This is a genomic window from Actinoallomurus spadix (genome assembly GCF_024055725.1).
In the GTDB taxonomy this organism is placed as follows: Bacteria; Actinomycetota; Actinomycetes; order Streptosporangiales; family Streptosporangiaceae; genus Actinoallomurus; species Actinoallomurus spadix.
On the sequence record NZ_JAMXMX010000001.1, the window covers coordinates 264,136 to 286,741 of the forward strand.

25 protein-coding genes are annotated in these 22,606 nt (G+C 73.3%); 12 read left to right on the forward strand and 13 right to left on the reverse strand.

Annotation, left to right across the window (positions count from 1 at the left end; translation table 11 throughout):
* The first annotated feature begins 8 nt into the window (after window positions 1-8).
* From nirD to NE235_RS01150, 3 genes are read left to right on the forward strand one after another with little or no spacing between them, the layout of a single operon-like run.
* Window positions 9-383 (forward strand): nitrite reductase small subunit NirD, encoded by a 375-nt coding sequence (nirD, locus tag NE235_RS01140; protein ID WP_252798747.1) that lies wholly within the window; start codon window positions 9-11, stop codon window positions 381-383.
* The gene (locus NE235_RS01145) at window positions 380-1,564 is read left to right on the forward strand and encodes a uroporphyrinogen-III synthase (RefSeq protein ID WP_252798748.1); all 1,185 of its coding nucleotides are present in this window, start codon (window positions 380-382) and stop codon (window positions 1,562-1,564) included. The genes nirD and NE235_RS01145 overlap by 4 nt, the downstream gene beginning before the upstream one ends.
* A complete protein-coding gene (locus NE235_RS01150) occupies window positions 1,561-2,265 on the forward strand; it encodes a sirohydrochlorin chelatase (RefSeq protein ID WP_252798749.1) in 705 nt (234 codons plus the stop codon). Before NE235_RS01145 ends, NE235_RS01150 begins: the two co-directional genes overlap by 4 nt.
* Here the strand turns inward: NE235_RS01150 and NE235_RS01155 are convergent.
* Window positions 2,235-2,645: a winged helix-turn-helix transcriptional regulator gene (locus tag NE235_RS01155; protein WP_252798750.1), complete on the reverse strand. Its 411-nt coding sequence runs from the start codon at window positions 2,643-2,645 to the stop codon at window positions 2,235-2,237. The two genes, NE235_RS01150 and NE235_RS01155, sit on opposite strands and share 31 nt — an antisense overlap.
* A gap of 110 nt (window positions 2,646-2,755) precedes the next feature.
* Here NE235_RS01155 and NE235_RS01160 point away from each other — a divergent pair, with 110 nt between their 5' ends.
* A complete protein-coding gene (locus NE235_RS01160) occupies window positions 2,756-3,691 on the forward strand; it encodes an NADP-dependent oxidoreductase (RefSeq protein ID WP_252798751.1) in 936 nt (311 codons plus the stop codon).
* A gap of 201 nt (window positions 3,692-3,892) precedes the next feature.
* Here NE235_RS01160 and NE235_RS01165 read toward each other — a convergent pair whose 3' ends face one another.
* Both NE235_RS01165 and NE235_RS01170 read right to left on the reverse strand, forming a co-directional pair.
* Window positions 3,893-5,224, reverse strand: coding sequence for an RNA polymerase sigma factor (locus tag NE235_RS01165; RefSeq protein WP_252798752.1), 1,332 nt, complete (start codon window positions 5,222-5,224; stop codon window positions 3,893-3,895).
* Window positions 5,225-5,483: 259 nt separating this feature from the next.
* Window positions 5,484-5,840 (reverse strand): hypothetical protein, encoded by a 357-nt coding sequence (locus NE235_RS01170; RefSeq protein WP_252798753.1) that lies wholly within the window; start codon window positions 5,838-5,840, stop codon window positions 5,484-5,486.
* A 194-nt stretch (window positions 5,841-6,034) separates the two neighbouring features.
* Here NE235_RS01170 and NE235_RS01175 point away from each other — a divergent pair, with 194 nt between their 5' ends.
* Window positions 6,035-6,448: a ribonuclease domain-containing protein gene (locus tag NE235_RS01175; protein WP_252798754.1), complete on the forward strand. Its 414-nt coding sequence runs from the start codon at window positions 6,035-6,037 to the stop codon at window positions 6,446-6,448.
* Window positions 6,449-6,499: 51 nt separating this feature from the next.
* Here the strand turns inward: NE235_RS01175 and NE235_RS01180 are convergent, their stop codons facing one another.
* A complete protein-coding gene (locus NE235_RS01180; RefSeq protein WP_252798755.1) occupies window positions 6,500-7,654 on the reverse strand; it encodes an AMP-binding protein in 1,155 nt (384 codons plus the stop codon).
* 171 nt (window positions 7,655-7,825) lie between these two features.
* Between NE235_RS01180 and NE235_RS01185 the strand changes: the two genes are divergently transcribed.
* From NE235_RS01185 to menD, 3 genes are all read left to right on the forward strand, one after another.
* On the forward strand, window positions 7,826-8,725 hold the full coding sequence (locus tag NE235_RS01185) for a 1,4-dihydroxy-2-naphthoyl-CoA synthase (RefSeq protein ID WP_252798756.1): 900 nt from the start codon (window positions 7,826-7,828) through the stop codon (window positions 8,723-8,725).
* Between the two features lie 100 nt (window positions 8,726-8,825).
* Window positions 8,826-9,758: an o-succinylbenzoate synthase gene (locus tag NE235_RS01190; protein WP_252798757.1), complete on the forward strand. Its 933-nt coding sequence runs from the start codon at window positions 8,826-8,828 to the stop codon at window positions 9,756-9,758.
* Window positions 9,755-11,416 (forward strand): 2-succinyl-5-enolpyruvyl-6-hydroxy-3-cyclohexene-1-carboxylic-acid synthase, encoded by a 1,662-nt coding sequence (menD, locus tag NE235_RS01195; protein ID WP_252798758.1) that lies wholly within the window; start codon window positions 9,755-9,757, stop codon window positions 11,414-11,416. Before NE235_RS01190 ends, menD begins: the two co-directional genes overlap by 4 nt.
* A 15-nt stretch (window positions 11,417-11,431) precedes the next feature.
* On the opposite strand, the gene NE235_RS01200 is transcribed toward menD, so the two are convergent.
* The 5 genes from NE235_RS01200 to NE235_RS01220 form a co-directional block, all read right to left on the reverse strand.
* On the reverse strand, window positions 11,432-12,586 hold the full coding sequence (locus tag NE235_RS01200; protein ID WP_252798759.1) for a winged helix DNA-binding domain-containing protein: 1,155 nt from the start codon (window positions 12,584-12,586) through the stop codon (window positions 11,432-11,434).
* A gap of 54 nt (window positions 12,587-12,640) precedes the next feature.
* Window positions 12,641-13,228, reverse strand: a complete 588-nt coding sequence (locus NE235_RS01205; protein WP_252798760.1) for a Uma2 family endonuclease — start codon at window positions 13,226-13,228, stop codon at window positions 12,641-12,643.
* An 80-nt stretch (window positions 13,229-13,308) separates the two neighbouring features.
* Window positions 13,309-14,100, reverse strand: coding sequence for a tyrosine-protein phosphatase (locus NE235_RS01210; RefSeq protein WP_252798761.1), 792 nt, complete (start codon window positions 14,098-14,100; stop codon window positions 13,309-13,311).
* Window positions 14,101-14,234: 134 nt separating this feature from the next.
* Complete coding sequence (locus NE235_RS01215; protein ID WP_252798762.1) at window positions 14,235-15,062, reverse strand: ABC transporter permease; 828 nt, start codon at window positions 15,060-15,062, stop codon at window positions 14,235-14,237.
* On the reverse strand, window positions 15,059-16,042 hold the full coding sequence (locus tag NE235_RS01220) for an ATP-binding cassette domain-containing protein (protein ID WP_252798763.1): 984 nt from the start codon (window positions 16,040-16,042) through the stop codon (window positions 15,059-15,061). Before NE235_RS01220 ends, NE235_RS01215 begins: the two co-directional genes overlap by 4 nt.
* Window positions 16,043-16,146: 104 nt before the next feature.
* Here NE235_RS01220 and NE235_RS01225 point away from each other — a divergent pair, with 104 nt between their 5' ends.
* Window positions 16,147-16,911 carry a TetR/AcrR family transcriptional regulator gene (locus NE235_RS01225; protein WP_252798764.1) on the forward strand — a complete coding sequence of 255 codons (765 nt, stop codon included), beginning with the start codon at window positions 16,147-16,149 and terminating at the stop codon, window positions 16,909-16,911.
* A 28-nt stretch (window positions 16,912-16,939) separates the two neighbouring features.
* Here the strand turns inward: NE235_RS01225 and NE235_RS01230 are convergent, their stop codons facing one another.
* Together NE235_RS01230 and NE235_RS01235 are read right to left on the reverse strand one after the other, a co-directional pair.
* Window positions 16,940-18,169, reverse strand: coding sequence for an isochorismate synthase (locus NE235_RS01230; protein WP_252798765.1), 1,230 nt, complete (start codon window positions 18,167-18,169; stop codon window positions 16,940-16,942).
* Between the two features lie 338 nt (window positions 18,170-18,507).
* On the reverse strand, window positions 18,508-18,912 hold the full coding sequence (locus tag NE235_RS01235) for a VOC family protein (RefSeq protein WP_252798766.1): 405 nt from the start codon (window positions 18,910-18,912) through the stop codon (window positions 18,508-18,510).
* A gap of 59 nt (window positions 18,913-18,971) precedes the next feature.
* Here NE235_RS01235 and NE235_RS01240 point away from each other — a divergent pair, with 59 nt between their 5' ends.
* Complete coding sequence (locus NE235_RS01240; RefSeq protein ID WP_252798767.1) at window positions 18,972-19,562, forward strand: MarR family winged helix-turn-helix transcriptional regulator; 591 nt, start codon at window positions 18,972-18,974, stop codon at window positions 19,560-19,562.
* On the opposite strand, the gene NE235_RS01245 is transcribed toward NE235_RS01240, so the two are convergent.
* Window positions 19,452-20,486 carry a zinc-dependent alcohol dehydrogenase family protein gene (locus tag NE235_RS01245; RefSeq protein ID WP_252798768.1) on the reverse strand — a complete coding sequence of 345 codons (1,035 nt, stop codon included), beginning with the start codon at window positions 20,484-20,486 and terminating at the stop codon, window positions 19,452-19,454. The genes NE235_RS01240 and NE235_RS01245 overlap by 111 nt on opposite strands.
* A gap of 155 nt (window positions 20,487-20,641) precedes the next feature.
* On the opposite strand from NE235_RS01245, the gene NE235_RS01250 reads away from it, so the two are divergent.
* Window positions 20,642-20,959: an ArsR/SmtB family transcription factor gene (locus tag NE235_RS01250; protein ID WP_252798769.1), complete on the forward strand. Its 318-nt coding sequence runs from the start codon at window positions 20,642-20,644 to the stop codon at window positions 20,957-20,959.
* A 76-nt stretch (window positions 20,960-21,035) separates the two neighbouring features.
* Here NE235_RS01250 and NE235_RS01255 read toward each other — a convergent pair whose 3' ends face one another.
* A complete protein-coding gene (locus tag NE235_RS01255; RefSeq protein WP_252798770.1) occupies window positions 21,036-21,683 on the reverse strand; it encodes a spermine/spermidine synthase domain-containing protein in 648 nt (215 codons plus the stop codon).
* Between the two features lie 147 nt (window positions 21,684-21,830).
* Here NE235_RS01255 and NE235_RS01260 point away from each other — a divergent pair, with 147 nt between their 5' ends.
* Window positions 21,831-22,025, forward strand: a complete 195-nt coding sequence (locus NE235_RS01260) for a CsbD family protein (RefSeq protein WP_252798771.1) — start codon at window positions 21,831-21,833, stop codon at window positions 22,023-22,025.
* Window positions 22,026-22,606 lie beyond the last annotated feature (581 nt).

The window sequence follows — 22,606 nt, forward strand, 5'->3', positions numbered from 1 at the left end:
AGTACCCGTTGACCGAGACCCTGGCATCGGCGCCCGCCGGAACCGGCACGCTCGCCGCCCCCCGGTGGACCGCCGTCTGCGACTACGACGACCTGCAGCCCGAGCGCGGCGTCTGCGCGCTGGTCGGCGACCGTCAGGTCGCGATCTTCCGCACCTACGAGGGCGCGCTGTACGCCCTGTCCGGCCATGACCCGTTCAGCGGCGCGAACGTCCTGGCCTGGGGCATCGTCGGCACCCGCGCGGGGCTGCCCACCGTGGCCTCCCCGATGTACAAGCAGGTGTTCGACCTGACCACGGGCCGCTGCCTGGACGACCCGGCCGTGTCCGTGCCGACGTTCCGGGTGCGGCGCGCCGGCGGCCGCGTGGAGGTGGCCGAGTCGTGAAGGACGCGCCCCTGGCCGGATTCACCGTGGGCGTCACGGCGGCGCGGCGGCACGAGGAGCTGACGGCGCTGCTGGAGCGCAAGGGCGCCCGCGTCGTGTACGCCCCCGCGATCCGGCTGGTGCCGCTCGCCGACGACGCCGAGCTGCTGGCGGCCACCCGCGAGATCCTCGCGGACCCGGTCGACGACGTGATCGTCACGACCGGGATCGGCTTCCGGGCCTGGCTGGAGACGGCCGACGGCTGGGGGCTGCGGGACGACCTGATCAAGCGTCTGGGCGACGTGCGGATCCTGGCCCGCGGGCCGAAGGCCAAGGGCGCGGTGCGCGCCGCCGGGATGGCTGAGGCGTGGTCGCCCGAGTCGGAGAACTGCGACGAGGTCCTGCGCCATCTCCTGGAGGAGGACCTGCGCGGCCGCCGGATCGCCGTCCAGCTGTACGGCGATCCGACGCCGCACCTCATCGGCACGCTCCGGCGCGCGGGCGCCGACGTGGTCGAGGTCCCGGTGTACCAGTGGGCCCGCACGGACGACCCGACGCCGCTGCGCAGGCTGGTCGGGCAGGCGGTCGCCGGCACCATCGACGCGATCACCTTCACGAGCGCCCCGGCGGTGTCCGCGACGCTGGCCGTCGCGGCCGACGACAACCTCGAGGATCCGCTGCTGGAGGCGCTGCGCACCCAGGTGGTCGCCGCGTGCGTCGGATCGGTGACCGCCGCGCCGCTGGAGGAGCGGGACGTGGCGACGGTGCGTCCCGAGCGCGCCCGCCTCGGTGCGCTCGTACGGACGCTGGCGGCCGAACTGCCGGTCCGGCGGTCCAGCCGGGTCGCCGTCGCCGGGCACGCCATCGAGCTGCGCGGGCACGCCGTGCTGATCGACGGGCAGCTGAAGCCGATCGCGCCGGCGCCGATGGCGATCCTCCGGGCCCTCGCCCGGCGCCCCGGCCACGTGGTCTCCCGCGCCGAACTCTGCACCGTGCTGCCGAGCCGGACCCTGCCGGGCGGGGTGAGCCCCGGCCGCCCGTCCCCGGACGAGCACGCCGTGGAGATGGCGGTCGCGCGGCTGCGCCGCGGCCTCGGCCGGGGCGGGCTCGTCGAGACCGTCGTCAAACGCGGCTACCGGCTGGCCTGCGACCCGGTCCGCGGCGAGCCGGCCCGGTTCACCGGCGCCCCGGAGGCGGTGTGACGCTGCTCGCGGTCGGGCACGGCACCCGCGACCCGGCCGGAGTCGCCGTCATCCGCGCCCTCCTCGACCGGCTTCGCGCCCTGCGCCCCGGCCTGACCGTCGCCGAGTCGTACGCCGAGATCACCGAGCCGTCCCTGGAAGACGCCCTCGCCGCGCTTCCCGCCGGGCCGGACCCGGTCGTCGCGGTGCCGCTGATGCTCGGCCGCGGCTACCACGCGCTGCGGGACATCCCCGGCCGCGCCGGCCCGCACGCCACGGTCGCCCGGCCGCTGGGCCCCCACCCGCTGCTCGCCGGGGCGCTGGCCGACCGGCTGGGACGGGACCGGCACGCCGACGCGGTCGTGCTCGGCGCGGCTGGAACCTCCGACCCTCAGGGGATCGCCGACGCGGCCTCCGCCGCGCACCTGCTGGGCCGCCGCCTGCGCCGCCCCGTGGCGTACGGCCTGGCGGCCGGAGGGGGACCGGCCCTCACCGAGGTCGTTCAGGACCTGCGGGCCCAGGGCGCGCGCCGGATCGCGGTCGCCTCCTACCTGCTGGCGCCCGGCCACTTCCACGACCGCCTGCTCGCCGCGGGCGCCGACGTCGTCGCCCCGCCGCTGGGCGTGCACGACGCGCTGGCCCGGGTCGTCCTCCGCCGCTACGACGAAGCGCGGGCCTCGGTGACGCGACGCTACGCCGGCTCGCCGGCCGGCGCGTCATAGGCCGCGCGGGCGGCGTGCACCTCCGCGATGTGCGTCTCCGCCCACTCCTTCGCCGCCTGGACGAGCGGCAGCAGGCTCACGCCGAGCGGGGTCAGCTCGTAGTCGACGCGGACCGGCACGGACGGGGTGACGGTGCGGGTGACCATGCCGTCCCGTTCAAGGGCCCGCAACGTCTGGGTGAGCATCTTCTGGCTCACGCCCGCGATGGCCCGGCCGAGGTCGCTGTAGCGCCGTGGACCGCCGGCCAGCGCGTTGAGGACGAGGGTGACCCACTTGTCGCTGATCCGGTCGAGCAGTTCACGGGCGGGACAGGTGGCGAGGTAGGCGTCGTACGCGGCGCGGGCCTCGGCCCGTCGCTCGACGGCGGTCTGGGTCGGCATGACACTCTTCCGGGTGGCTTACGCACTTTGAGGTACATACTTCCCGATAGAGAGTAGCGGTCCGTAGGTTCCTGTGTATCGCCAACCGAAGCACAGAGGAGGACTACGCCATGCGCGCGGTCGTCGTTCGTTCCTACGGGGGCCCGGAGGCCCTGGAGCTCGCCGAGGTTCCCGTCCCCGAACCGGGCCCCGGTCAAGTGCGCGTGCGGGTCCGCGCCGCCGCGGTCAATCCCGTCGACGTGGCGACCCGCGCCGGTGCCCTGGTCCAGGGCGGGATCATGGCGGCGCGCGAGGTGACCGGTCTCGGCTGGGACGTCGCGGGGGTGGTCGAGGCGGCCGGTCCAGGAACGGCCGGGTTCGCTCCGGGGGAGGAGGTGATCGGGCTGTCCGACCGGCTCGATCTTCCTCTGGGCACCCACGCCGACCAGGTCGTCCTCGACGCGGACGCCATCGCGCGAAGGCCGGCCGGGCTGTCCCCGGAGGAGGCGGCGACGCTTCCGCTGAACGTCCTCACCGCCGACCAGGCCCTGGACCGTCTCGGCCTCCGCGCCGGCCAGACCCTCCTGGTCACGGGTGCGGCCGGTGCCGTCGGCGGGTTCGCCACCGAACTGGCCGCGCTGCGCGGGATCCGCGTCGTCGCGGTCGCGGGGGAGCCGGACGAGGATCTCGTCCGCGGGTTCGGCGCCGAGATCTTCGTGCCCCGGACCCGGGAGCTGCCGGCGGCCGTCCGCTCGGCGGTGCCGGGCGGCGTCGACGCCGCGATCGACGCGGCCGTCGTCGGCCTGCCCGCGCTGGAGGCCGTACGCGGCGGGGGCGCGTTCGCGGCCGTCGTCGGCGGGGCCGCTCCGCCGGCGCTGCGCGGCACGCGTGTCTCCAACGTGTGGATCCGGGCGGACGGACCGCGCCTGGCCGAGCTCGCCCTGCTCGCGGCGGACGGGCGGCTCACGCCGCGCGTGGCGGGGACGTTCCCGCTGGCGGAGGCGGCGACGGCCCACCGGCTCCTGGAGAAGGGCGGCCTGCGCGGCCGTCCGGTCCTCATCCCCTGAGGGCGGTGCCCGCGAGACGATGAGGGCCCGCCGGGAGCGGGCCCTCATCGCGTGGTCCGGGACCGCCCGGCCTGGAGGCTCAGGCCGGGACGGTGAGGGTGGCGGTGTAGCCGGCGGTGGCGTCGGCCTCATGAGAGGACGCGAAGGCCCGCCGGGAGCGCGTGGGCTCCCGGCGGGCCTTCGTCGGTCGGCTGGGTCCGGTCAGCTGGCGAAGTCGAGCAGCGGCTGGGCGTTGCTCGGGTGCCGCAGCTTGGACAGCGACTCCTTCTCGAGCTGGCGGATCCGCTCGCGGGTCAGCCCGAGGTGCTTGCCGATCTCGTCGAGCGTGCGGGGCGTGCCGTCGTACAGCCCGAACCGCATCGCCATGATCTTCTCTTCGCGCGGGGACAGCACGGACAGCGCGCGGCGCAGCTGGTCGGCCATCAGCTGGCGGTCGACCAGCTCGGACGCCTCGGGGCTGTCGGTGTCCTCGATGAGGTCACCGATGCGCGTCTCGCCGTCCTCGCCGATCGTCGAGTCCAGGCTGATCGGCTGGCGGCTGGTCCGCAGCAGCTCCTGGACCTGGGCAGGGCTCTTGTCGAGCTCCTCGGCCAGCTCCTCAGGAGTCGGTTCGCGGCCCAGGCGCTGATGCATGTCCCGCTCGACGCGGCTGAGCTTGCTCAGCATCTCCAGGACGTGCACGGGCAGCCGGATCGTGCGGGCGGAGTCGGCGAAGCCACGCTGAATGGCCTGCCGGATCCACCACATCGCGTACGTGGAGAACTTGTAACCCTTGGTGTAGTCGAACTTCTCCACCGCGCGGATCAGGCCGAGGTTGCCCTCCTGCACGACGTCGAGCAGCGACAGGCCGCGGTCGGCGTACTTCTTGGCCACCGAGACCACGAGCCGGAGGTTCGCCTCCAGCATGTGCGACTTGGCCCGGCGCCCGTCCTCGGCGACGAGCTCGAGGTCCTCGCGGTCGCCGTCGGACAGCCCGGTCTCGGTCTCCAGCTTGTGCTCGGCGTAGAGCCCGGCCTCGATGCGCTTGGCGAGCTCGACCTCCTGCGCCGCGGTGAGCAGCTGCCGGCGGCCGATCGCCTTCAGGTAGGTGTGCACCGAGTCGCCCATGACCGAGGACTGGTCGTCCAGGTCGGTCGGGGCGTCGACCTCGTAGTCATCGGACTCGAGCTCGGTGACGGGGGCGTCCGTGGTGTCGGGGTCGGCCTCGGCCCGGGGTGCCCCGGTGTCGGCCTGGGCGGCCTTCGCCTTGCCGGCGGTCTTGCTCTTGGCGCGGGCGGGCTTGGCCTTCTTGACAGCGGCCGTACCCTTCTTCTTGGTGGACGCGGCCTCGGTCTTGTCCTCACTGGCCAGCCGGACTCCGGCCTCGGTCAGCTCACGAATGATGGAGCGGCCCTGTGTGGGGGTGATGCCGGCCTCGTGGAAGGCAGCACGCACCTCGTCCAGTGAGAGGTGCCCCTGAGAACGGCCACGGTCGAGAAGCTCCTCGAAAGGCGTCGGCCCTGCGGGCATGGTCGCAGCAGCGGTTCGCGGCATGAGGACACCTCCCTCCCTTCGATGTCCTAGCGGTACGGGACGTATGTCGTCTGCTTACGCGCGCACTATCGGAAACGCGCGATTGTGGCCGGGTTGTTCCCGTAGAGCGAAAACTTTCACGTGCGCACGCGCCCGGGTGTGGTGAAGTCGCCCCTCGTCGGCCAACCGCACAGGTTATCAGCCCCCTTCGTCACCTGCGAGGAGACCCGGCCGGGGGGTCGTGGCCCGGTGTGACCGATGTCACCCGGCGTGAGCGGCCTCAGGGATGGGTCCGGATGGTCGCGATCTTCGATGTGCACGTGGTGATCGTGCCCCTGGTGCCGCAGGTCCAGTGGCCGATGACCACCAGGCCCGCGGTCCCCTCCGCGGGAGTGTCGGGGTCGTTGTACTTCTCGAAGACCTGTATCGCCTCGACGCAGGTGGTCCGCCCGCGTACGACCTGGACGGTGGCGCGGGCGCCGCGCACCGTGGTGACCTGGCCGCATTCCGCGCCGGGCCGGGCGAGCCGTGGCCTGCCGGTGGGGGAGAGTGACGGCGTCGGGATCACCAGGGAGGCGCTCGGCCGCGCCTGCGGGTGGCGCTCACTCGCGCAACCCGCGGCGGCGATCAACGCCAAGAGGACGATTGCAGGGCGTACCACCACGACGACGGATTCTCCCAGAGTCGGGGACCCCGCCGAGCCGGGGCGTCGCCCCGGCGGGTCTCCTCGCCCTGGGGAAGAATTCACCATTTTTTGGCGGTTCGGGCCTTCATCGAAGCCCTGACAAGGCTGATCATGACGGATGACCGTCCCCCTGACAAGGAGGCTCCGTGTACACCCGCCACCGCCCTCGCTCCACTTGGACGGCCCGGATCGCCGTCACCGTCGCCGCGACCGCGTCCCTGGCCGGCGTGGTCGGCACCACCCACGCCGGCGCGTCGGTCTACGGCTCCTGCACGATCTCGCGCTGCGCCGACGCCCGCTCGGCCGACTCGATCTGGGCCTCCAAGGGCTACCCCACGACCAGCGGCTGGTACTCCTGGCCGGACGGTAAGTACAACTACACCGGCGGGCGGTTCTACAACCGCGAGGGCGAGCTGCCCAGCGGCGCCACCTACTACGAGTACGACGTGTACTCCCGCGCCAAGGGCGCCGCGCGCGACGCGTACCGGATCGTCGTCAACCGCAGCACCGGCGTGACCTGGTTCTCGCCGAACCACTACACCGACTTCTACCGGCTGTAGGGCCTGTCTCGAAGTCCCCGTCCGCGGGCTTCGAGACAGGCACCAGGGCCCTCAAGCGCGGCGCAGGCGCTGCAGGTCGGGTTTGCCGGAGGGCAGCAGCGGCAGCTCCTCCACGAACTCGACCTGACGCGGCGCGGCGTACGCGGGGAGCTCCGCGCGGACCCAGGCGCGGAGCTCCTCCAGGTCCGGCGGGTCGTCGCCGGGGACCACGACGGCGGTCACCCGCTCGCCCCACTCGGGATCGGCGCGTCCCACGACGGCGACGTCCCGTACGCCGGGGTGACGGGCCAGCACCCCCGCCACCTCACCCGCCACGACCTTCTCCCCGCCGGTGACGATGACGTCGTCGGCCCGGCCCCGCACCCGCAGCCGGCCGTTCTCGATGACGCCCAGGTCCTGGGTGACGAACCAGGCACCGTCCCGCACGGCGGCGGTCAGCTCGGGCCTGAGCCGGTAGCCGTCGAACAGCACCGGCCCGGCCAGCCGGATGCGCCCGTCGGCGCCGATCTCGACGGCCACGCCGTCGAGGGGAACGCCGTCGTACACGCAGCCGCCGCAGGTCTCACTCATCCCGTACGTCGTGAAGACCCGGCCGCCGCGCGAGCGCGCCGTCTCCACCAGGTCGGGCGGCGGCGCGGCCCCGCCCAGCAGGATCGACCGGAAGCCGCTCAGGTCGACGCCGGCGTCGAGGAGGCGGCGGAGCTGGGTCGGCACCACCGAGATGTGGGCCGCGCCCGATCCCGCCACCCGCGACACGTCGAAGCGCGGGTGGATCACCGGGTCGGTGCCGGCGACCAGGGAACGTACGAGCACCTGGACACCCGCGATGTGACTGGTCGGCAGGCAGCACAGCCAGCGGTCGCCGGGCTCGGCGGAGACCCGTGCCAGCGTCGCCGAGGCGGAGTGCCGCAGCGCGGCCGCCGACAACTCCACGACCTTCGAGGCGCCGGTCGACCCGGAGGTGGCGATCAGCACCGCCGTGTCGTCGGCCACCGCCGGGCCGGGCGCGCAGTCGTGGCGCCGTCTCCCGTGGGGGGTCTCCACCCACGACGGGCGCAGCACGTCGAGCAGCCGGGCCAGGGCCGGGGCGGGCAGGTCGGGGGAGAGGGGGCAGATCGCCGGGCCGCTGCCGTCGAGCGCCGCCTCGAGACGGCGGAACAGCAGGGGGCCGGGCGGCAGGACGACGGCGTGCAGGCTTCGGCTCATGACGCGGCCCAGCCTAGCCCAGGTTGATTCTTCAATTACTATGTGAAGGCCGGCACTTGGAGTCCGACGATGTCCCGGGGACACCGCCCGCCGGACCCCACCACCGGCACGCTTGAATAGAGCGGGCGCCGACAGGCAGCGGGCCGCCGGCGGGCTGGAAAGGAACACCGCATGGTCTCCGAGCTGTTCGACCCGGACGCGTGGAAGGCGGTCGAGGGCTTCGACTTCACCGACATCACGTACCACCGGGCGGTCGACCAGGGCACGGTGCGCATCGCGTTCGACCGGCCGGAGGTCCGCAACGCGTTCCGCCCGAAGACCGTCGACGAGCTGTACCGCGCGCTCGACCACGCCCGGATGTCCAGCGACGTCGGGTGCGTGCTGCTCACCGGCAACGGCCCGTCGCCCAAGGACGGCGGATGGGCGTTCTGCTCGGGCGGTGACCAGCGGATCCGCGGCCGGGACGGCTACCGGTACGCCGAGGGCGAGACCGCCGACACGATCGACCCCGCCCGCGCGGGCCGGCTGCACATCCTGGAGGTGCAGCGGCTGATCCGGTTCATGCCGAAGGTCGTCATCTGCGTCGTCCCCGGCTGGGCGGCCGGCGGCGGGCACAGCTTGCACGTCGTCGCGGACCTGACGCTCGCCAGCCGCGAGCACGCGCGGTTCAAGCAGACCGACGCGGACGTCGCCAGCTTCGACGGCGGGTTCGGCTCGGCCTACCTGGCCCGGCAGGTGGGACAGAAGTTCGCCCGGGAGATCTTCTTCCTGGGTGACACGTACGACGCCGAGGCGGCCCACCGCATGGGCATGGTCAACGCCGTCGTGCCGCACGCCGAGCTGGAGCGGACCGCGCTGGAGTGGGCACGGAAGGTCAACGGAAAGAGCCCCACCGCGCAGCGGATGCTGAAGTACTCCTTCAACCTCATCGACGACGGTCTGGTCGGCCAGCAGGTCTTCGCCGGTGAGGCGACCCGGCTGGCGTACATGACCGACGAGGCCGCCGAGGGCCGCGACTCCTTCCTTGAGAAGCGCGCCCCCGACTGGTCCCGTTTCCCCTGGTACTACTGACCGGCCCGTGCACGAGCGGGCGACGCGCGGCCCTAAGGTAAAGGCGGGAAGCAACGTCTCCGGACAGGGGGTCAGGCCATTGCGCGGGTTCGCCATCCCGATGCGCACGCGGTTTCGCGGGGTGACACGGCGAGAGGGGATGCTGGTGCGGGGACCGGCCGGATGGGGGGAGTTCTCCCCTTTTCCGGAGTACGGGCCGAAGGAGTGCGCCCGCTGGCTCGCTGCGGCCCAGGAGGCGGCGCATGACGGATGGCCGCCGCCGCTGCGCTCCCGCATCCCGGTGAACGTCACGGTGCCGGCGGTCGACGCGGAGACCGCCCACCGGATCGCCCGCGTGTCCGGCTGCCGCACGGCCAAGGTGAAGGTCGCCGAGCCCGGGCAGACGGAGGCGGACGACCTCGCGCGGGTCGAGGCGGTCCGCGACGCGCTCGGCCCCGGCGGCAGGGTCCGGGTGGACGCGAACGGCGCCTGGGATCCCGACACCGCCGTCCGCATGCTGCGGCTCCTCGGTGAGCTGGAGTACGCCGAGCAGCCCTGCGCGACGCTGGACGAGCTCGCCGCCGTGCGCCGCCGCGTCGAGACGCCGATCGCCGCCGACGAGTCGATCCGCCGCGCCGAGGACCCGTTGCGCGTCCGGGCGGCCGGGGCCGCCGACGTCGTCGTGCTCAAGGTGCAGCCCCTGGGCGGGGTGCGCGCCGCCCTGCGCGTGGCCGAGGCGTGCGGGCTGCCGGTGGTGGTCTCCAGCGCGGTCGAGACCTCGGTCGGGCTCGCCGCGGGCGCGGCGCTGGCCGCCGCGCTGCCCGAGCTGCCGTACGCCTGCGGCCTCGGAACCCTCTCGCTGCTGGAGGGCGATGTCGTGACCGACCCGCTCACGGTGACCGACGGCGCGATCGACGTGCGCCGCCCGGAGGTCGACGAGGACGCCCTGCGACGGTACGAGGCCGGCGGCGCGGCCTGGCGGCGCCGGGCGGCCGAGGCGCAGCGTGAGCTGGGCGGGGCCCCGCTGGTGACGGACGCCGAGGGCGTGCGATGAACCCGGCGACCGCGCTGGCGACCGTGCTGGTCGACGAGCTGACGCGCTGCGGGATGACCGACGCCGTGCTGGCCCCCGGCTCGCGGTCCGCGCCCCTGGCCCTGGCGCTGCACCAGCAGTCGAAGATCCGGTTGCACGTGCGGTTCGACGAGCGGTCGGCGTCGTTCCTGGCGCTCGGGATCGCCAAGCGCAGCGGCCGCCCGGTCGCGGTGATCTGCACGTCGGGGACGGCCGCCGCGAACTTCCATCCGGCCGTCGTCGAGGCGCACGAGGCGGGCGTGCCGCTGCTGATCCTGACCGCCGACCGGCCGCCGGAGCTGCGCTACACCGGCGCGAACCAGACGATCGACCAGGTCAAGCTGTACGGCACGGCGGTGCGCTGGAGCTGTGAGGTCGGCGTGCCGGAGGAGCGCCCCGGGATGGTGGCGTACTGGCGGTCGCTGGCCAGCCGTGCCTGGCACGCGGCCCTGGAGCCCGACCCGGGCCCGGTCCACCTGAACCTCGCGTTCCGCGAGCCGCTCATCCCCGATGGGGACGAGGACTGGTGCGAGCCCCTGGAAGGCGACGTCACCGGCGCCTGGACGAAGGTGCGCGCCGCGACGCCGGGCTCGGTGCTGCACGTGCCCCCGACCCGCCGTGGCGTCCTCGTGGTCGGCGATGGCGCGGTCAACGTCAAGCGCTACGTCGCGGCGGCGTCGATGGCGGGCTGGCCCGTGCTGGCCGAGCCGAACGGCAACGCCCGCTACGGCGACCACGCCCTGTCGGCACACCACTTCCTGCTGGGCGTGCCGGAGTTCGTCGACCGGCACCACCCGGACGTGGTGGTGACGCTGGGCAAGCCGGGCCTGTCCCGCCCGCTGCTGTCGTTCCTGCGCCGCGCCGAGCAGCACGTCGTCGTCTCCCCGTCGCTGGCGCGCTGGCCGGACCCGGTCCGGTCGGCCACGCAGGTGGCCCAGGAGGCGGAGATCCCGGCCGTGTCGGGCGACGACTCGTGGCTGAAGTCCTGGCGGACCGCCGACCTGATCGCGCGCAACGCGGTCGACTCGGTCCTGGACTCCACCGACGAGCTGACCGAGCCCAGACTCGTCCGTGACCTCGTCGCGACGATCCCCGGCGGCTCGCTGCTGCTGGCGTCGGCGAGCATGCCGATCCGTGACCTGGACCAGACGATGCACCCGCGCCGGGGCATCCGCATCCTCGCCAACCGGGGCGCGAGCGGCATCGACGGCCTCGTCTCGACGGCGATGGGCGCGGCGCTGGCGCACGGCAACCGCGCCTACGCCCTGCTGGGCGACCTGGCCTTCCTGCACGACCAGAACGGCCTGGTCATCGGCCCGCAGGATCAGCGGCCGGACCTGGCCATCATCGTGATCAACAACGTCGGTGGCGGGATCTTCTCGCTGCTGCCGCAGGCGTCGTTTCCCGAGTCGTTCGAGCGGGTCTTCGCCACGCCGCACCAGGTGGACATCGCCTCCATCACGGCGGCGCACGGCATCCCGTACGCCCGGCTGGAGTCGCTGAACGACCTGCCGAAGGTCGTGGCCAGGGAGGGGCTGCGGATCGTGGAGGCGCGCACCGACCGCGCGGCCAACGCCGAGTTCCACGCCCGCATGCGCGAGGCGGCGCAGGACGCGGTCCGGTCGCTCCTCGGCGTGTGACCCGCGCTCCGCGCCTCACCCGCTCGGAGAGTCGGCGATCCGGATGTCGTGGTCGGCGCCGCCGGCGGCGAAGTCCAGCAGCCGGGCGCCCTCCTCGAGGAGCGCCGTACGGTCCAGGGCGGGCAACGGGGCGTACGGCTCGACGGTGAGCACCGCGCGATCCCGCTCGCGGGTGATCCGCCAGGTGCCGTGCACGAAGCCGTTGATGAGGAACACCGGCCGTGGAGAATCGTTCGGGGTGGCGAGCCGCCGGCGATGCTCCTCGGGGAGCACGCGGGTACGGTCCGCGTGCGACCGCAGCAGGTTGTCGTACTCGGGAAGGAAACGGGGCGGAGCGGGCGTCTCCGGGCCGGGCCGTGGGGCGTCGGGAAGGTCGAGCAGTTCGGTGCCCTTCTCGTCGCGGAGGGACAGCAGGCGGGGCCGGAGCCGGTCGACCACCTCGCGCTGCCGGGTGAGGCCCGACCAGCTCTGCAGGTCCTTGACCGATGCCGGGCCGTACGCGGCCAGGTAGCGGAGCACCATCGCCTCCGGCGAAGGGGCCGCCGACAGAGGCCGGCCCAGCCATGACTCGGCCGACGTGTGCACCGCCTGCCCGCCCCGCCCCCACATGCCCCGGGGCGGCAGCTGCACGAGCGGCACCTGGGTGCGCACGACCGCGGTGAGCGCGCCGGGATCACGCTCCGGCAGGTGTTCGGCGAGCGCCGCGCCGAGGTCCGCGAACGTGCGCGGCCGCTCTTCGACGATCGCCCGGCCGGCGGACTCGACCTCTTCGAGGTCGAGTCCGGTCAGGTGCCGGCTGTAACCCGTCTTGAGGGCGCGGTCGAGCACGGGCTGGACGAGGGGGCGCAGCTCGAGGCAGTCGGCGGCGCTGACCAGGTGGATCGTGCCGCGGATCAGCGCGACGCGGACGAGGTCGCGGCCCTCGATCCGGTCCGCGAGGTCCTCGGTGCGGAAGCCCGCGAGCCGGGTCCATAGTCCGACGTACGGCGCGAGCGGGGCCTGGGCCTGCATCGCGATCAGGTGTTCCACCGTCCGGACGGCCGGCATGGTCTCGCGGACGAGCAGCATCTGGCGGGCGAGCAGCGCCCGGTTCAGCGCCCGCCGGCCGAGGACGCCCTCTGCCGCCGTGGTGGGGGACGGGGCCGGCTCGGGGGAACGAAGCATCTCCATGATCGGCACCGTACGGCGGATTGCGGTCGGTTTCCGGCCGCAATGACCCTTCGGTCAGCGGTGGCCGAACCGGCCCAGGTCGAGATCCAGGTCGACCTCGAATCCGATGTTCGTCCGCAGCCGGCCGTGATGGACGCCGGTCGGCACGTATGCCCGGATGGACGGATCGAGCTCGTAGGTGTAGGCGACCGGCCGGTGGCCGTCCCGCTCGATCCGCCAGAGATACCTGATCCCGGCCTCCGAGTACTTGATCGGCTTCGTGAATCGATCGCGGTCCTCCGAGTCGGGAGAGACCACCTCGACGACGAGCCGTACTTCTTCGGGGAGGTAGTACGTGCGGTCGAGATCGTCCGGCCGCTGATCCGCGACGACCATCACGTCAGGTTCCGGACGCTGCCGCAGGCCGAGCTTGACGGTCATCTCCCGCACGACGGTGAGACCCGCCGGCGGACGGATGCCCAGCCGTGCGTCGGTCAGCAGGTCGACCACCAGCATGTGGAACTTGGTCTGCGGTGACATCAGGACGAGGGCTCCGTCGATCAGCTCCACATGCTTCGGGGCGTCGGGCGGGAGGGCGTCCAGATCGTCCGACGTCCAGCCGCCCTCCGGCCCGGGATAGAGCCACTCGGGCAGTGAGGTCATAACAGACATGATTCCCCAATGCTCGGTGCCGGTGGCTTGGCGGAAGCCTAACACGCAGAGTTGAATTCCATCACTGATCGTCACCGGCTGCCATCGTGGAGGGTGGTGCGGAGGGCGGTGGTGTCCTCCTCGGTCCAGCCGTGGCGTTCGAGCCAGCCGAGCGGGCCGCCGAAGCGCTCGTCGACGACCGCGAGGAACTTCTCCATCGTCTGCGGGTGCGGCATGTGCGTGTCGGCGGGCCGTGAGTCGAGGTCCTGCGCGTAGATGGGGCTGGAACGCAGGCGGGCGAGGATCGCCTCCAGGCGTTCGCCGGTCGCCGCGTAGTCGGCGACGATCTCCTCACGGGGCACGCCCGCGACATGCAGGGCGAAGGCGATGACGACGCCGGTGCGGTCCTTGCCCGCGGCGCAGTGAACGATCGAGGTGCCCACGGGGATGACCCGCAGGGCGCGCACGACGGAGTCGGGCCGGTCGGCGAGGTAGCCGAGGTAGTGGCCCACGGAGCGGTCGGTCTCCGGGCCGTCCTCCTGACGGTTCTGCCAGGGCAGAATCTTGTCCGTGTCGATCGTGTCGGCGTCGACGTCGGTGTAGCGGCCGCCCTCGGTGAACAGGGACAGGTGGTGGATCGTGACCGCGGGCTCGCGGGTGAGCGGGCCGGGACCGGTGAGGTTCACCTCGGACTCGCTGCGCAGGTCGACGACGTTGCGCAGGCCGCGGCCGGTGACCAGGTGGCGGATGTCGGCCGGGGTGAGGTCCTGCAGGTTGTCCGAGCGCAGCAGCGCGCCGGGACGAATGGCGCCGCCGTCCGCCGTGGGCAGGCCGCCCAGGTCCCGCACGTTGACCGCGCCTTCCAGTTCGATCCATTCGCTCATGACCTGGACCTTATCGGGCGCGGGTGGCCGTTCCTCGTCGTGCGGGGGCGCGCCGATCGGCGGGCCGGTGACGGGGCGGGTATGCGCTCCGTCCCGGCCGGAGGGGTGCTGCTTCCGGCCGGGACGGGCGCCGCTCAGCGGCTCAGCCGCCGGAACCGCCGTACGGACAGGGAGAAGAAGACCAAGGTGATCAGTACCGGCCACAGGACGGCGAGCAGGAGGGAGTGACGGGCGGCCCAGGATCCGCCGCCCCATCCGGGGTTCCCGAACAGCTCCCGGGTCGCCGACACCGTGGCCGAGAGCGGGTTCCACTCGGCGATCGCCCCGAGCCAGCCGGGCATGGTGGACGGTGCGGCGAAGACGTTGGACAGGAAGCCGACGGGCCACACCAGGATCTGCACTGCCACGAGCAGCTGCGGGTCGCCGGCGACGAGACCGAGGTAGATCCCGGCCCACAGCAGGGCGAAGCGCAGGAGCAGCAGCAGCGCGATCGCCCAGAGGGCCCGTGCCGTGCCGTCGTGCCAGCGCCAGCCGACGGCGAGCCCGCAGGCCAGCATCAGGGCGAGGGTGAGCGCGGAGTGGAGCAGGTCGGCGGCGGCACGACCGGTGACCACCGCCGAGGAGGCCATCGGCAGGGAGCGGAACCGGTCGGTGACGCCCTTGGCCGCGTCCCCGCTGACGGCGGCGAACGTGGTCTCCAGCCCGAACGCCATCGTCATCGCGTACATCCCCGGCAGCAGGAACTCGGCGTAGCCACCGCCTCCGGGCACCCGCATCTGGCCGCCGAACAGGTAGCGGAACATCAGGACGATCATGATCGGGAAGAGCAGGCCGACGACGACCTGGGCGGGCTGCCGCGCCCAGTGCGTCAGGGCGCGGCGGGTCAGTGTCCATCCGTCGGCGAGGGCCCAGCGCAAGCGGGCCGCGGGCGTGCGGGGGAGTGAGGGAACGTGGCCGGTCATGCCGGCACCTCCTGTTCGTCGTGGCGGGCGTCGCCGGCGCGGTGCCCGGTCAGGTGCAGGAACACCTCGTCGAGGGTCGGGCGCCGTAGCGCGATGTCCTCGGCGTCGATGCCCGCGTCGGCCAGCGCCCGGACGACCTGGGTGAGTGCCGTGGCGCGGTCGCGCACCGGCGCGCCGGCGCGGCGCAGGTCCGCGTCGACCTCGGCCGTGGTCCCGCTGACGCGGCTCAGGAGCTCGGCGGCGGCGGGCAGCGCGGCCGGATCCCGGACGACGACGTCGATCCGGTCGTCGCCGGTACGGGCCTTGAGCTCGTCGGGCGTGCCCTCGGCGACGACCCGGCCGTGGTCGACCACCGAGATGGTGTCGGCGAGGTGGTCGGCCTCGTCCAGGTAGTGGGTGGTGAGCAGCACCGTGGTGCCCTCCCGGGCGAGCGCGCGGACGGCGTCCCACATCTCCAGGCGGCCGCGCGGGTCCAGCCCGGTCGTCGGTTCGTCCAGGAACAGCACGGCGGGCGCGAGGATGAGCGCCGCGGCGAGGTCGAGACGCCGGCGCATGCCGCCGGAGTAGCGACCGACGGGCTTCGCCCCCGCGTCGCCCAGGCCGAAGCGGTCGAGGAGCTCGGCGGCGCGGGCCCGCGCGGCGCGCGCGCCCAGGTGGTGCAGCCGCCCGAACAGTTCCAGGTTCTGCCGGCCGCTGAGGATCTCGTCGACCGCCGTGCGCTGGCCGAGCAGCCCGATCCTGTGGCGGACCTCGGCGGGCCGGCTGAGGACGTCGAATCCGGCGACGGTCGCGCGGCCCTCGTCGGGCCGGAGCAGAGTGGTCAGGATCCGTACGGTCGTCGTCTTGCCCGCGCCGTTCGGCCCCAGGAGCCCGCGGACGGCGCCGGCGGGCACCGCGAGGTCCAGGCCGTCCAGGGCGGCGGTGTCGCCGTACCGCTTGCGCAGGCCTTCGGCGGCGACGGCCAGGTCGGTCGTGGTCATCCCATCCCCTTAACTCAGTACGTCGTACGGAGTAGTGTGCGGGATAGAATACCGTACGCCATACGGAGTTCGCGCCACGGAGCCGGGTCGGAGACAATCGCGAGGTGACGACGGAGTACAGCGGCAGCGGCGACCCCACGCGGACCATGGAGCTGCTCTGGGGCGTGCGGGCGCGCCCCCGGCGGGGACCGAAGCCGCGCCTGACGACCGAGCAGATCACCCGGGCCGCCATCGAGGTCGCCGACGCCGAGGGCCTGTCCGCGCTGTCGATGCGGCGGGTCGCCGAACGCCTGGGCGTGGGCGCCATGTCGCTCTACACGTACGTCCCCGGCAAGGCGGAACTGATCGACCTGATGGTCGACGCCGTCTACGGTGAGCGCTCAGGCCCGGTCGAGACGCCCGGCGGCTGGCGGGAGCGGCTCGAGCGGGTCGCCCGCGCCAACTGGACCCTGTATCGGCGGCATCCCTGGATGCTCCAGGTCGCGACGGCCCGCCCGGCCCTCGGCCCGAACACGCTGGCCAAGTACGACGAGGAACTGCGCGCGGTGGAGGGGATCGGGCTGACCGACGTGGAGATGGACGCGGTGCTCACCCTCGTCCTGCAGCACGCGGTGAGCTCGGCGCGCCTGCTCGTCGAGGCGGCCGAGGCGCAGAGCCGTACGGGCATGACGGACGAGGAATGGTGGGCGGCGCACGGTCCGCTGCTGGCGAAGGTCTTCGAAGCCGACCGATATCCCGTCGCCGCGCGGGTGGGCTCCGCCGCGGGCGAGGCCCATCAGGCCGCGCTCAGCCCGGAGTACGCCTTCGAGTTCGGTCTCGCCCGGATCCTGGACGGGATCGGCGTGCTCGTGGAGTCCCGCTCGGGCTGAGCCCCGGATCGGCGAGACTGGGAGGGTGTCAGCCCTCGATGGCGTACTGCATCGCGCGCAGTTTGGTCTGGGTCTCCTCGAGCTCGGCGGCCGGGTCGGAGCCGGCGACGATGCCGCCACCGGCGTACAGGCGGGCGCGCGGCCCCTCGACCTGCGCGCACCGCAGCGCGATGCCCCACTCGCCGTCGCCCCGGGCGTCGATCCAGCCGACGGGCCCGGCGTAACGGCCGCGGTCCATGGCCTCCAGCTCGCGGATCAGGTCCAGGGCGGTGTCGGTGGGCGTACCGCCGACCGCGGGCGTCGGGTGCAGCGCGCCGACGACGTCCAGGACCGAGCGGTCCTCCTCGAGCCGGCCGCGTACGGGGGTGGCCAGGTGGATGAGGTTCGACAGGCGCAGGATCTCCGGCTCCGCGGGCACCGTCAGGTCCCGGCAGAGCGGGGCCAGTGCGGCGCGGACCATGTCGGCCGCGTACGAGTGCTCCTCCCGGTCCTTGGCCGAGGCGAACAGGGTGCTGGCGGCGCTGGAGTCGCTGTCCGAGCCGCGTGCGATCGTCCCGGCCAGCACGAGCGACTCGACCTGGCCGCCCATGCGCCGGACGAGCAGTTCGGGCGTCGCTCCGACCAGCCCGGCGCACGCGAACGTGTAGCAGGACGGGAAGCGGTCGGCGAGACGCCGGAGCAGGATCCGGCTGTCGATCGGCTCGTCGGCCACGGCCAGCAGGTCGCGGGCGAGAACGACCTTGGACAGGTGTCCCGCGCGGATGCGCCGCACGGCGGCGGCCACGGCCCGCATGTGCCGCGGCGCGGTGACGTCGCCGTCGGCCCACCGGACGGCGGCGGGCGGCGCCGGGGGCCGCAGGAGGGTCAGCGGGTCGGGGCGCTCGCCGATCGTGGTGTACCAGGCCTGGCCGTCACGGCGGCCGAGGACGGTGCGCGGCACGATCAGCACCGAGTCCCCGGAACGGGGGTCGAAGGAGAAGCTGCCGAACGCGACCGGCCCGGACCCGGGCACCCGCAGGGGATCGTCGACCGTGGCGGCGTCGAACAGCGCCGTGAGCCACTGCCGCGCCCACGTGAAGCGGTCCTCGCCCGGCGGGACGGCGACGCGCGCGGCCTCGCCCCAGCCGACGAGCCCCTCCCCGTGGCGTACCCAGGCCAGGACGGACGAGTGGGGGAGTCGCGCCAGCAGGTCCTCTGGCGTGCGCACGGGAACGGTGCGTACGGCGAGCTGTTCCGGCAGTCCAACGGCGAGGGTCACGAGACCTTACTGTACGGGAGATTTGAACCCGTTCAAACAGCAGGGTCTTGTGAGATTCGCGGGCTTTGCGCCTCATTTCCGGCGACTGATGCCCGCATGGGAGAGTAGCCGCCTGCTCGTCCTCCAAACATCGCGACATATCGGTTGGCGGGCGGACGCGGAGGCGCTTCACCCGCCGTGCCATTCCGTCCTCGGGGTTCGCCGGGTGCCCGCCGTGCCGAGGGAACGGCCGGGTGTCCGCCACACCGGGCGACCGCCGCACGGGGCGACCGCCGCACCGGGGAACCGCCGGATCGCGGCCGCCACCGTCAGGGACGCCCGCGGCCGGCGGCGGGGGGTCAGTACGACTGCAGCTCCAGCAGGTTGCCGTCCGGGTCGCGGAGCAGGGCGTTACGGAGGGTCGGGCCCCACTCCGGCCGGTCGGACGGGGCCGCGACCGGCTTCGCGCCGTGGCGCAGGCACAGCGTGTATCCCGCGTCGACGTCGGCGACCCGGCCGACGAGCATGACGCCGTCCTGGGCCGGCGCGTCGGCCGGCAGGTCCGCGGTGCCGGCGGCCGCGGCCATCGCCGCGCGGCTGAACAGGGCGAGCACTCCCTCGCCTTCGACGTCCCAGCTGGCGTAAGGCCCGGCCGCGCCGCCGCGCGCGACGGTCGCGCCGGCCAGCTCGGGCAGCACCGCGTCATAGAACCCGAAGCACTCGGCGAACCGGCTGACCAGCAGACGGGGATACAACACGTCCATGACGTCTCCAAATTCGTAGGTGCAGACCCATTATTGGTTCGCACCCTACACTGTGCGGAATGGAAGAGACACCGCCCAGCCTGCTGGCGCTGACCCCGTACCTGCTGTCGCGCGTGGGGAAGGCGGCGCGCGGCCGGATCATCGAGCGCCTCGCGGCGCGCGACCTGCGCCTCTGGCACATGGCCGTCCTGGCGGCGCTGGCGGACTTCGGCCCGCAGGCACAACGCGACCTCGCGGCCCGCCTGAGGATCGATCCGAGCGACGTGGTCAAGGTCCTCGACGACCTGGCCGCCGCCGGCCACGTCGAGCGGGCCCGGGACCCCGCCGACCGGCGCCGGGTCACCGTGACCCTCACCGCGGCCGGCCGTACGGCCCTCGCGGACCTGACCTCCGAGACGACGGCCCTGGAGGAGGAGGTCCTGGCGCCCCTCGACGAGCGGGAACGCGCGGTGCTGCACGCGCTACTGCGCCGGGTCTTCGCCCACCTGCACGAGAAGGACCAGGGGGCGTCCGGTGGACGAAGATCCACCGGACGCCCCCTAAGGAATGATGACGGTGGCGCCCGCCGCGGGGACGTCGCCCATCGCCGCGAGGGCCGCCGGAGCGTCCGCCAGGCCGATCGTCCGGGTGATGAGGAGGTCCGGCCGTAGTAGGCCGGCCGTGACCATGGCCATCATCGGGCCGTAGGCGTGCGCGGCCATCCCGTGGCTGCCGAGCATCTCCAGTTCCAGGGCGATGACCCGGTGCATCGGCACGATCGCGGGCCCGGCGGCCGGCGGCAGGAGCCCCACCTGGACGTGACGTCCGCGGCGGCGCAGGCTCTCGACCGACGCCGCGCAGGTCGCCGGGCTCCCGAGCGCGTCCAGTGACAGGTGCGCACCGCCGCCGGTGATCTCGCGGACGGCCTCGGCCGCACCGTGGGGACCCTGCACGCACGCGGCCGCGCCGAAACGGCGGGCCAGATCCAGGGCGGCGGGGGAGACGTCGACCGCGACGACCCGCGCCCCGCACGCCGCGGCGATCATGACGGCGGACAGCCCGACTCCGCCGCAGCCGTGCACCGCCACCCACTCGCCCGGCCCGACGCGCCCTTGCGCGGTGACCGCCCGGAAGGCCGTCGCGAACCGGCAGCCCAGAGCGGCCGCCGTCGCGTACGCCAGGTCACCGGGCAGGGACACGAGGTTGACGTCGGCGTTGTCGATCGCGACATACTCCGCGAACGACCCCCAGTGGCTGAAGCCGGGCTGCGTCTGCCGCTCGCACACCTGCTGGTCGCCGGCCGCGCACGCCGCGCACCGGCCGCACGCGCAGACGAACGGCACGGTCACCCGGTCGCCGGCCCGCCACCCCGTGACGTCCGGGCCGGCCGCGGCGACGACGCCCGCCAGCTCGTGCCCGGGCACATGCGGAAACCGTGTGATGTCGGGATCGTGGCCCATCCATCCGTGCCAGTCGCTGCGGCACAGCCCGGTCGCCTCCACCCGGATCACCACCCCGGCGCGGGGCGGCTCGGGATCGGGCACCTGCCGTACCTCGGGCATCCGCCCGAACCCGTCATACGCCACCGCTCGCACCGGTCCGCCCCTCTCTCGGCTCCGGCTCACCGTACCGACGCCGCCGGCGGACGGAATGCGCGGGTCGGCGAGCTCATGGGCGGATTCACGTCACGGGCGAGGCAGGGACGCCACATTCGTTGACGGAAATATAGCGCGACGGTTATATTCCCTGGATGAGCGCGACCTTTGACGTACTGGCCGAACCCGCCCGTCGCCGCATCCTGGACCTTCTGCTCGAGCGTCCCCGCCTGGTCGGAGAGCTGACCGAGGCGCTCGGCCTTACCCAGCCCGGCACCTCGAAGCACCTGCGGGTCCTGCGCGAGGCGGGCCTGGTCACGGCGCGTCCCGAGGCGCAGCGCCGGTGGTACGAACTGCGCCCCGAACCGCTGGCCGAGGTGGACGCGTGGCTGGCGCCCTACCGCCGGCTGTGGTCCGGCTCGCTCGACGCGCTGGAGCGGGACCGGGACACGATGGGGACCGGCGGCGCGTGACACCGATCCTGGGAACCGCGGACGGCCGCCGGCCGGGGAGGTGTGCCCGGCCGTGCTCGAAGATCCTGGAGCGGCCTTATGCCGCGCGGGTCGAGGCGAGGTAGACGACGTCGGGTTCGCCGCGCGCGACCTCGACCGGATGCGCGGACACGCGCGCGAACCGCTCCCGCAGGCGATCCTCGAACACGGTGACGGCGGCGGCGCTCCAGACCGCGAGGACGCCGCCGGGCCGGAGTCGGCCCGCCAGCAGGTCCAGCCCCTCGGGGCCGTAGAGCGCGGTGTTGCCGTCGCTGACCGTCCACTCCGGGCCGTTGTCGATGTCCAGGCAGATCGCGTCGTACGGCTTGCCCGGCGTGCGCAGCCAGACCAGGAGGTCCGCGCACTCGACACGTACGCGGGGGTCGTCGAGGGCGCCCTCGGAGTACGGCCGGAGCGGTCCGGAGTGCCAGCCGATCACCGCCGGCTCCCGCTCGACGACCGTCACCCGGCGGGTGTCCGGCGAGTGCACGGCCTCGGCGAGGGAGAATCCCACGCCCAGCCCGCCGATGAGCACGTGGGCCGGCCGGGCGAGCCGCTCCAGGGCGGCGCGCACCAGGAGGCGCTCGGACGCGCCGGCCCGGGTGTCCATCAGGAACACTCCGTTGCTGATGATCTCGAAGTGCTCGCCGTCACCGCGTAGGACCAGCTCGCCGTGCGGGCCGGTCCGCCGATCACAGACCTCCATGAGCCGCCAGCCTACCCCGCAAGATCACCGGCCGAGGCGGTGATTGGAATGTGACGGAGAGTCGTCATTCGAGGTCGGCGGGCCGAATAGGTGCTCAACGAAAGGGAATGACCAGCCCCGTACAGCTTCGTACGGAAGGGGGAGCCGATGGGTCTCCTGGACAAGCTGAAGAACACGATGGAGAAGGCGAAGGGCCGCGGCAAGGAGGCCGCGGGCCGAGGAGCCCGTGATCCGTACCTGGAGTCCGAAGGGCGCAGGGACCGGATGAAGGGCGGCGCCAAGCAGGCCGGCGAGCAGGCCAAGGACGCCGCGAAGGAGGTCCGTCGCACCTTCGAACGGTGAGAGACCGACAAGGAGGTTGCCGCCAGGTGCCCTGGCGGCAACCTCGCATGTCGGGCCCCGACGGTGCGGCCGCCGCTGCGTGAAAGAGAACGCGAACCCTCCGTCGATCTCATGTTCCGCAATGCCGCCACCGGCACATGCGTCGGCTCTGACGGCGGCAGCCACGTCGACCCCTTGATGGTGCAGCCCTGTGAACAGCGCGGACGCCCGCCAGGTACGGCATGAGCACCTCAGGGATGGTGGCGGCGGCGCTCCCTGATCACGCGCTCACCAAGGTGTGCCTGAGCCGAACGGAGGCTCTGGCCGGGAATCCGTGAAGCGGAGTGAGCACCCCAAAGTGCCGCAGCTCAGATTGAGTCGTCTGCCGGTGAACCCGAACGCGGTGGGGTTCGTACGCCTTGCCAAGGGGTCCGCCTTGGACCGCCGCGCCGTCGTGTGGAGGAGCTACACGGACGACCGGCCATCTCTCACCGCGACCGATCTCGTCACCGGAGGTGGATCGTGAGCTGCGGGAGGACGCCGGACCGGGGACCGACCGGGTCGGAGCCCTGGACGACGCCGGCCGGGCCGCGCAGGGACGG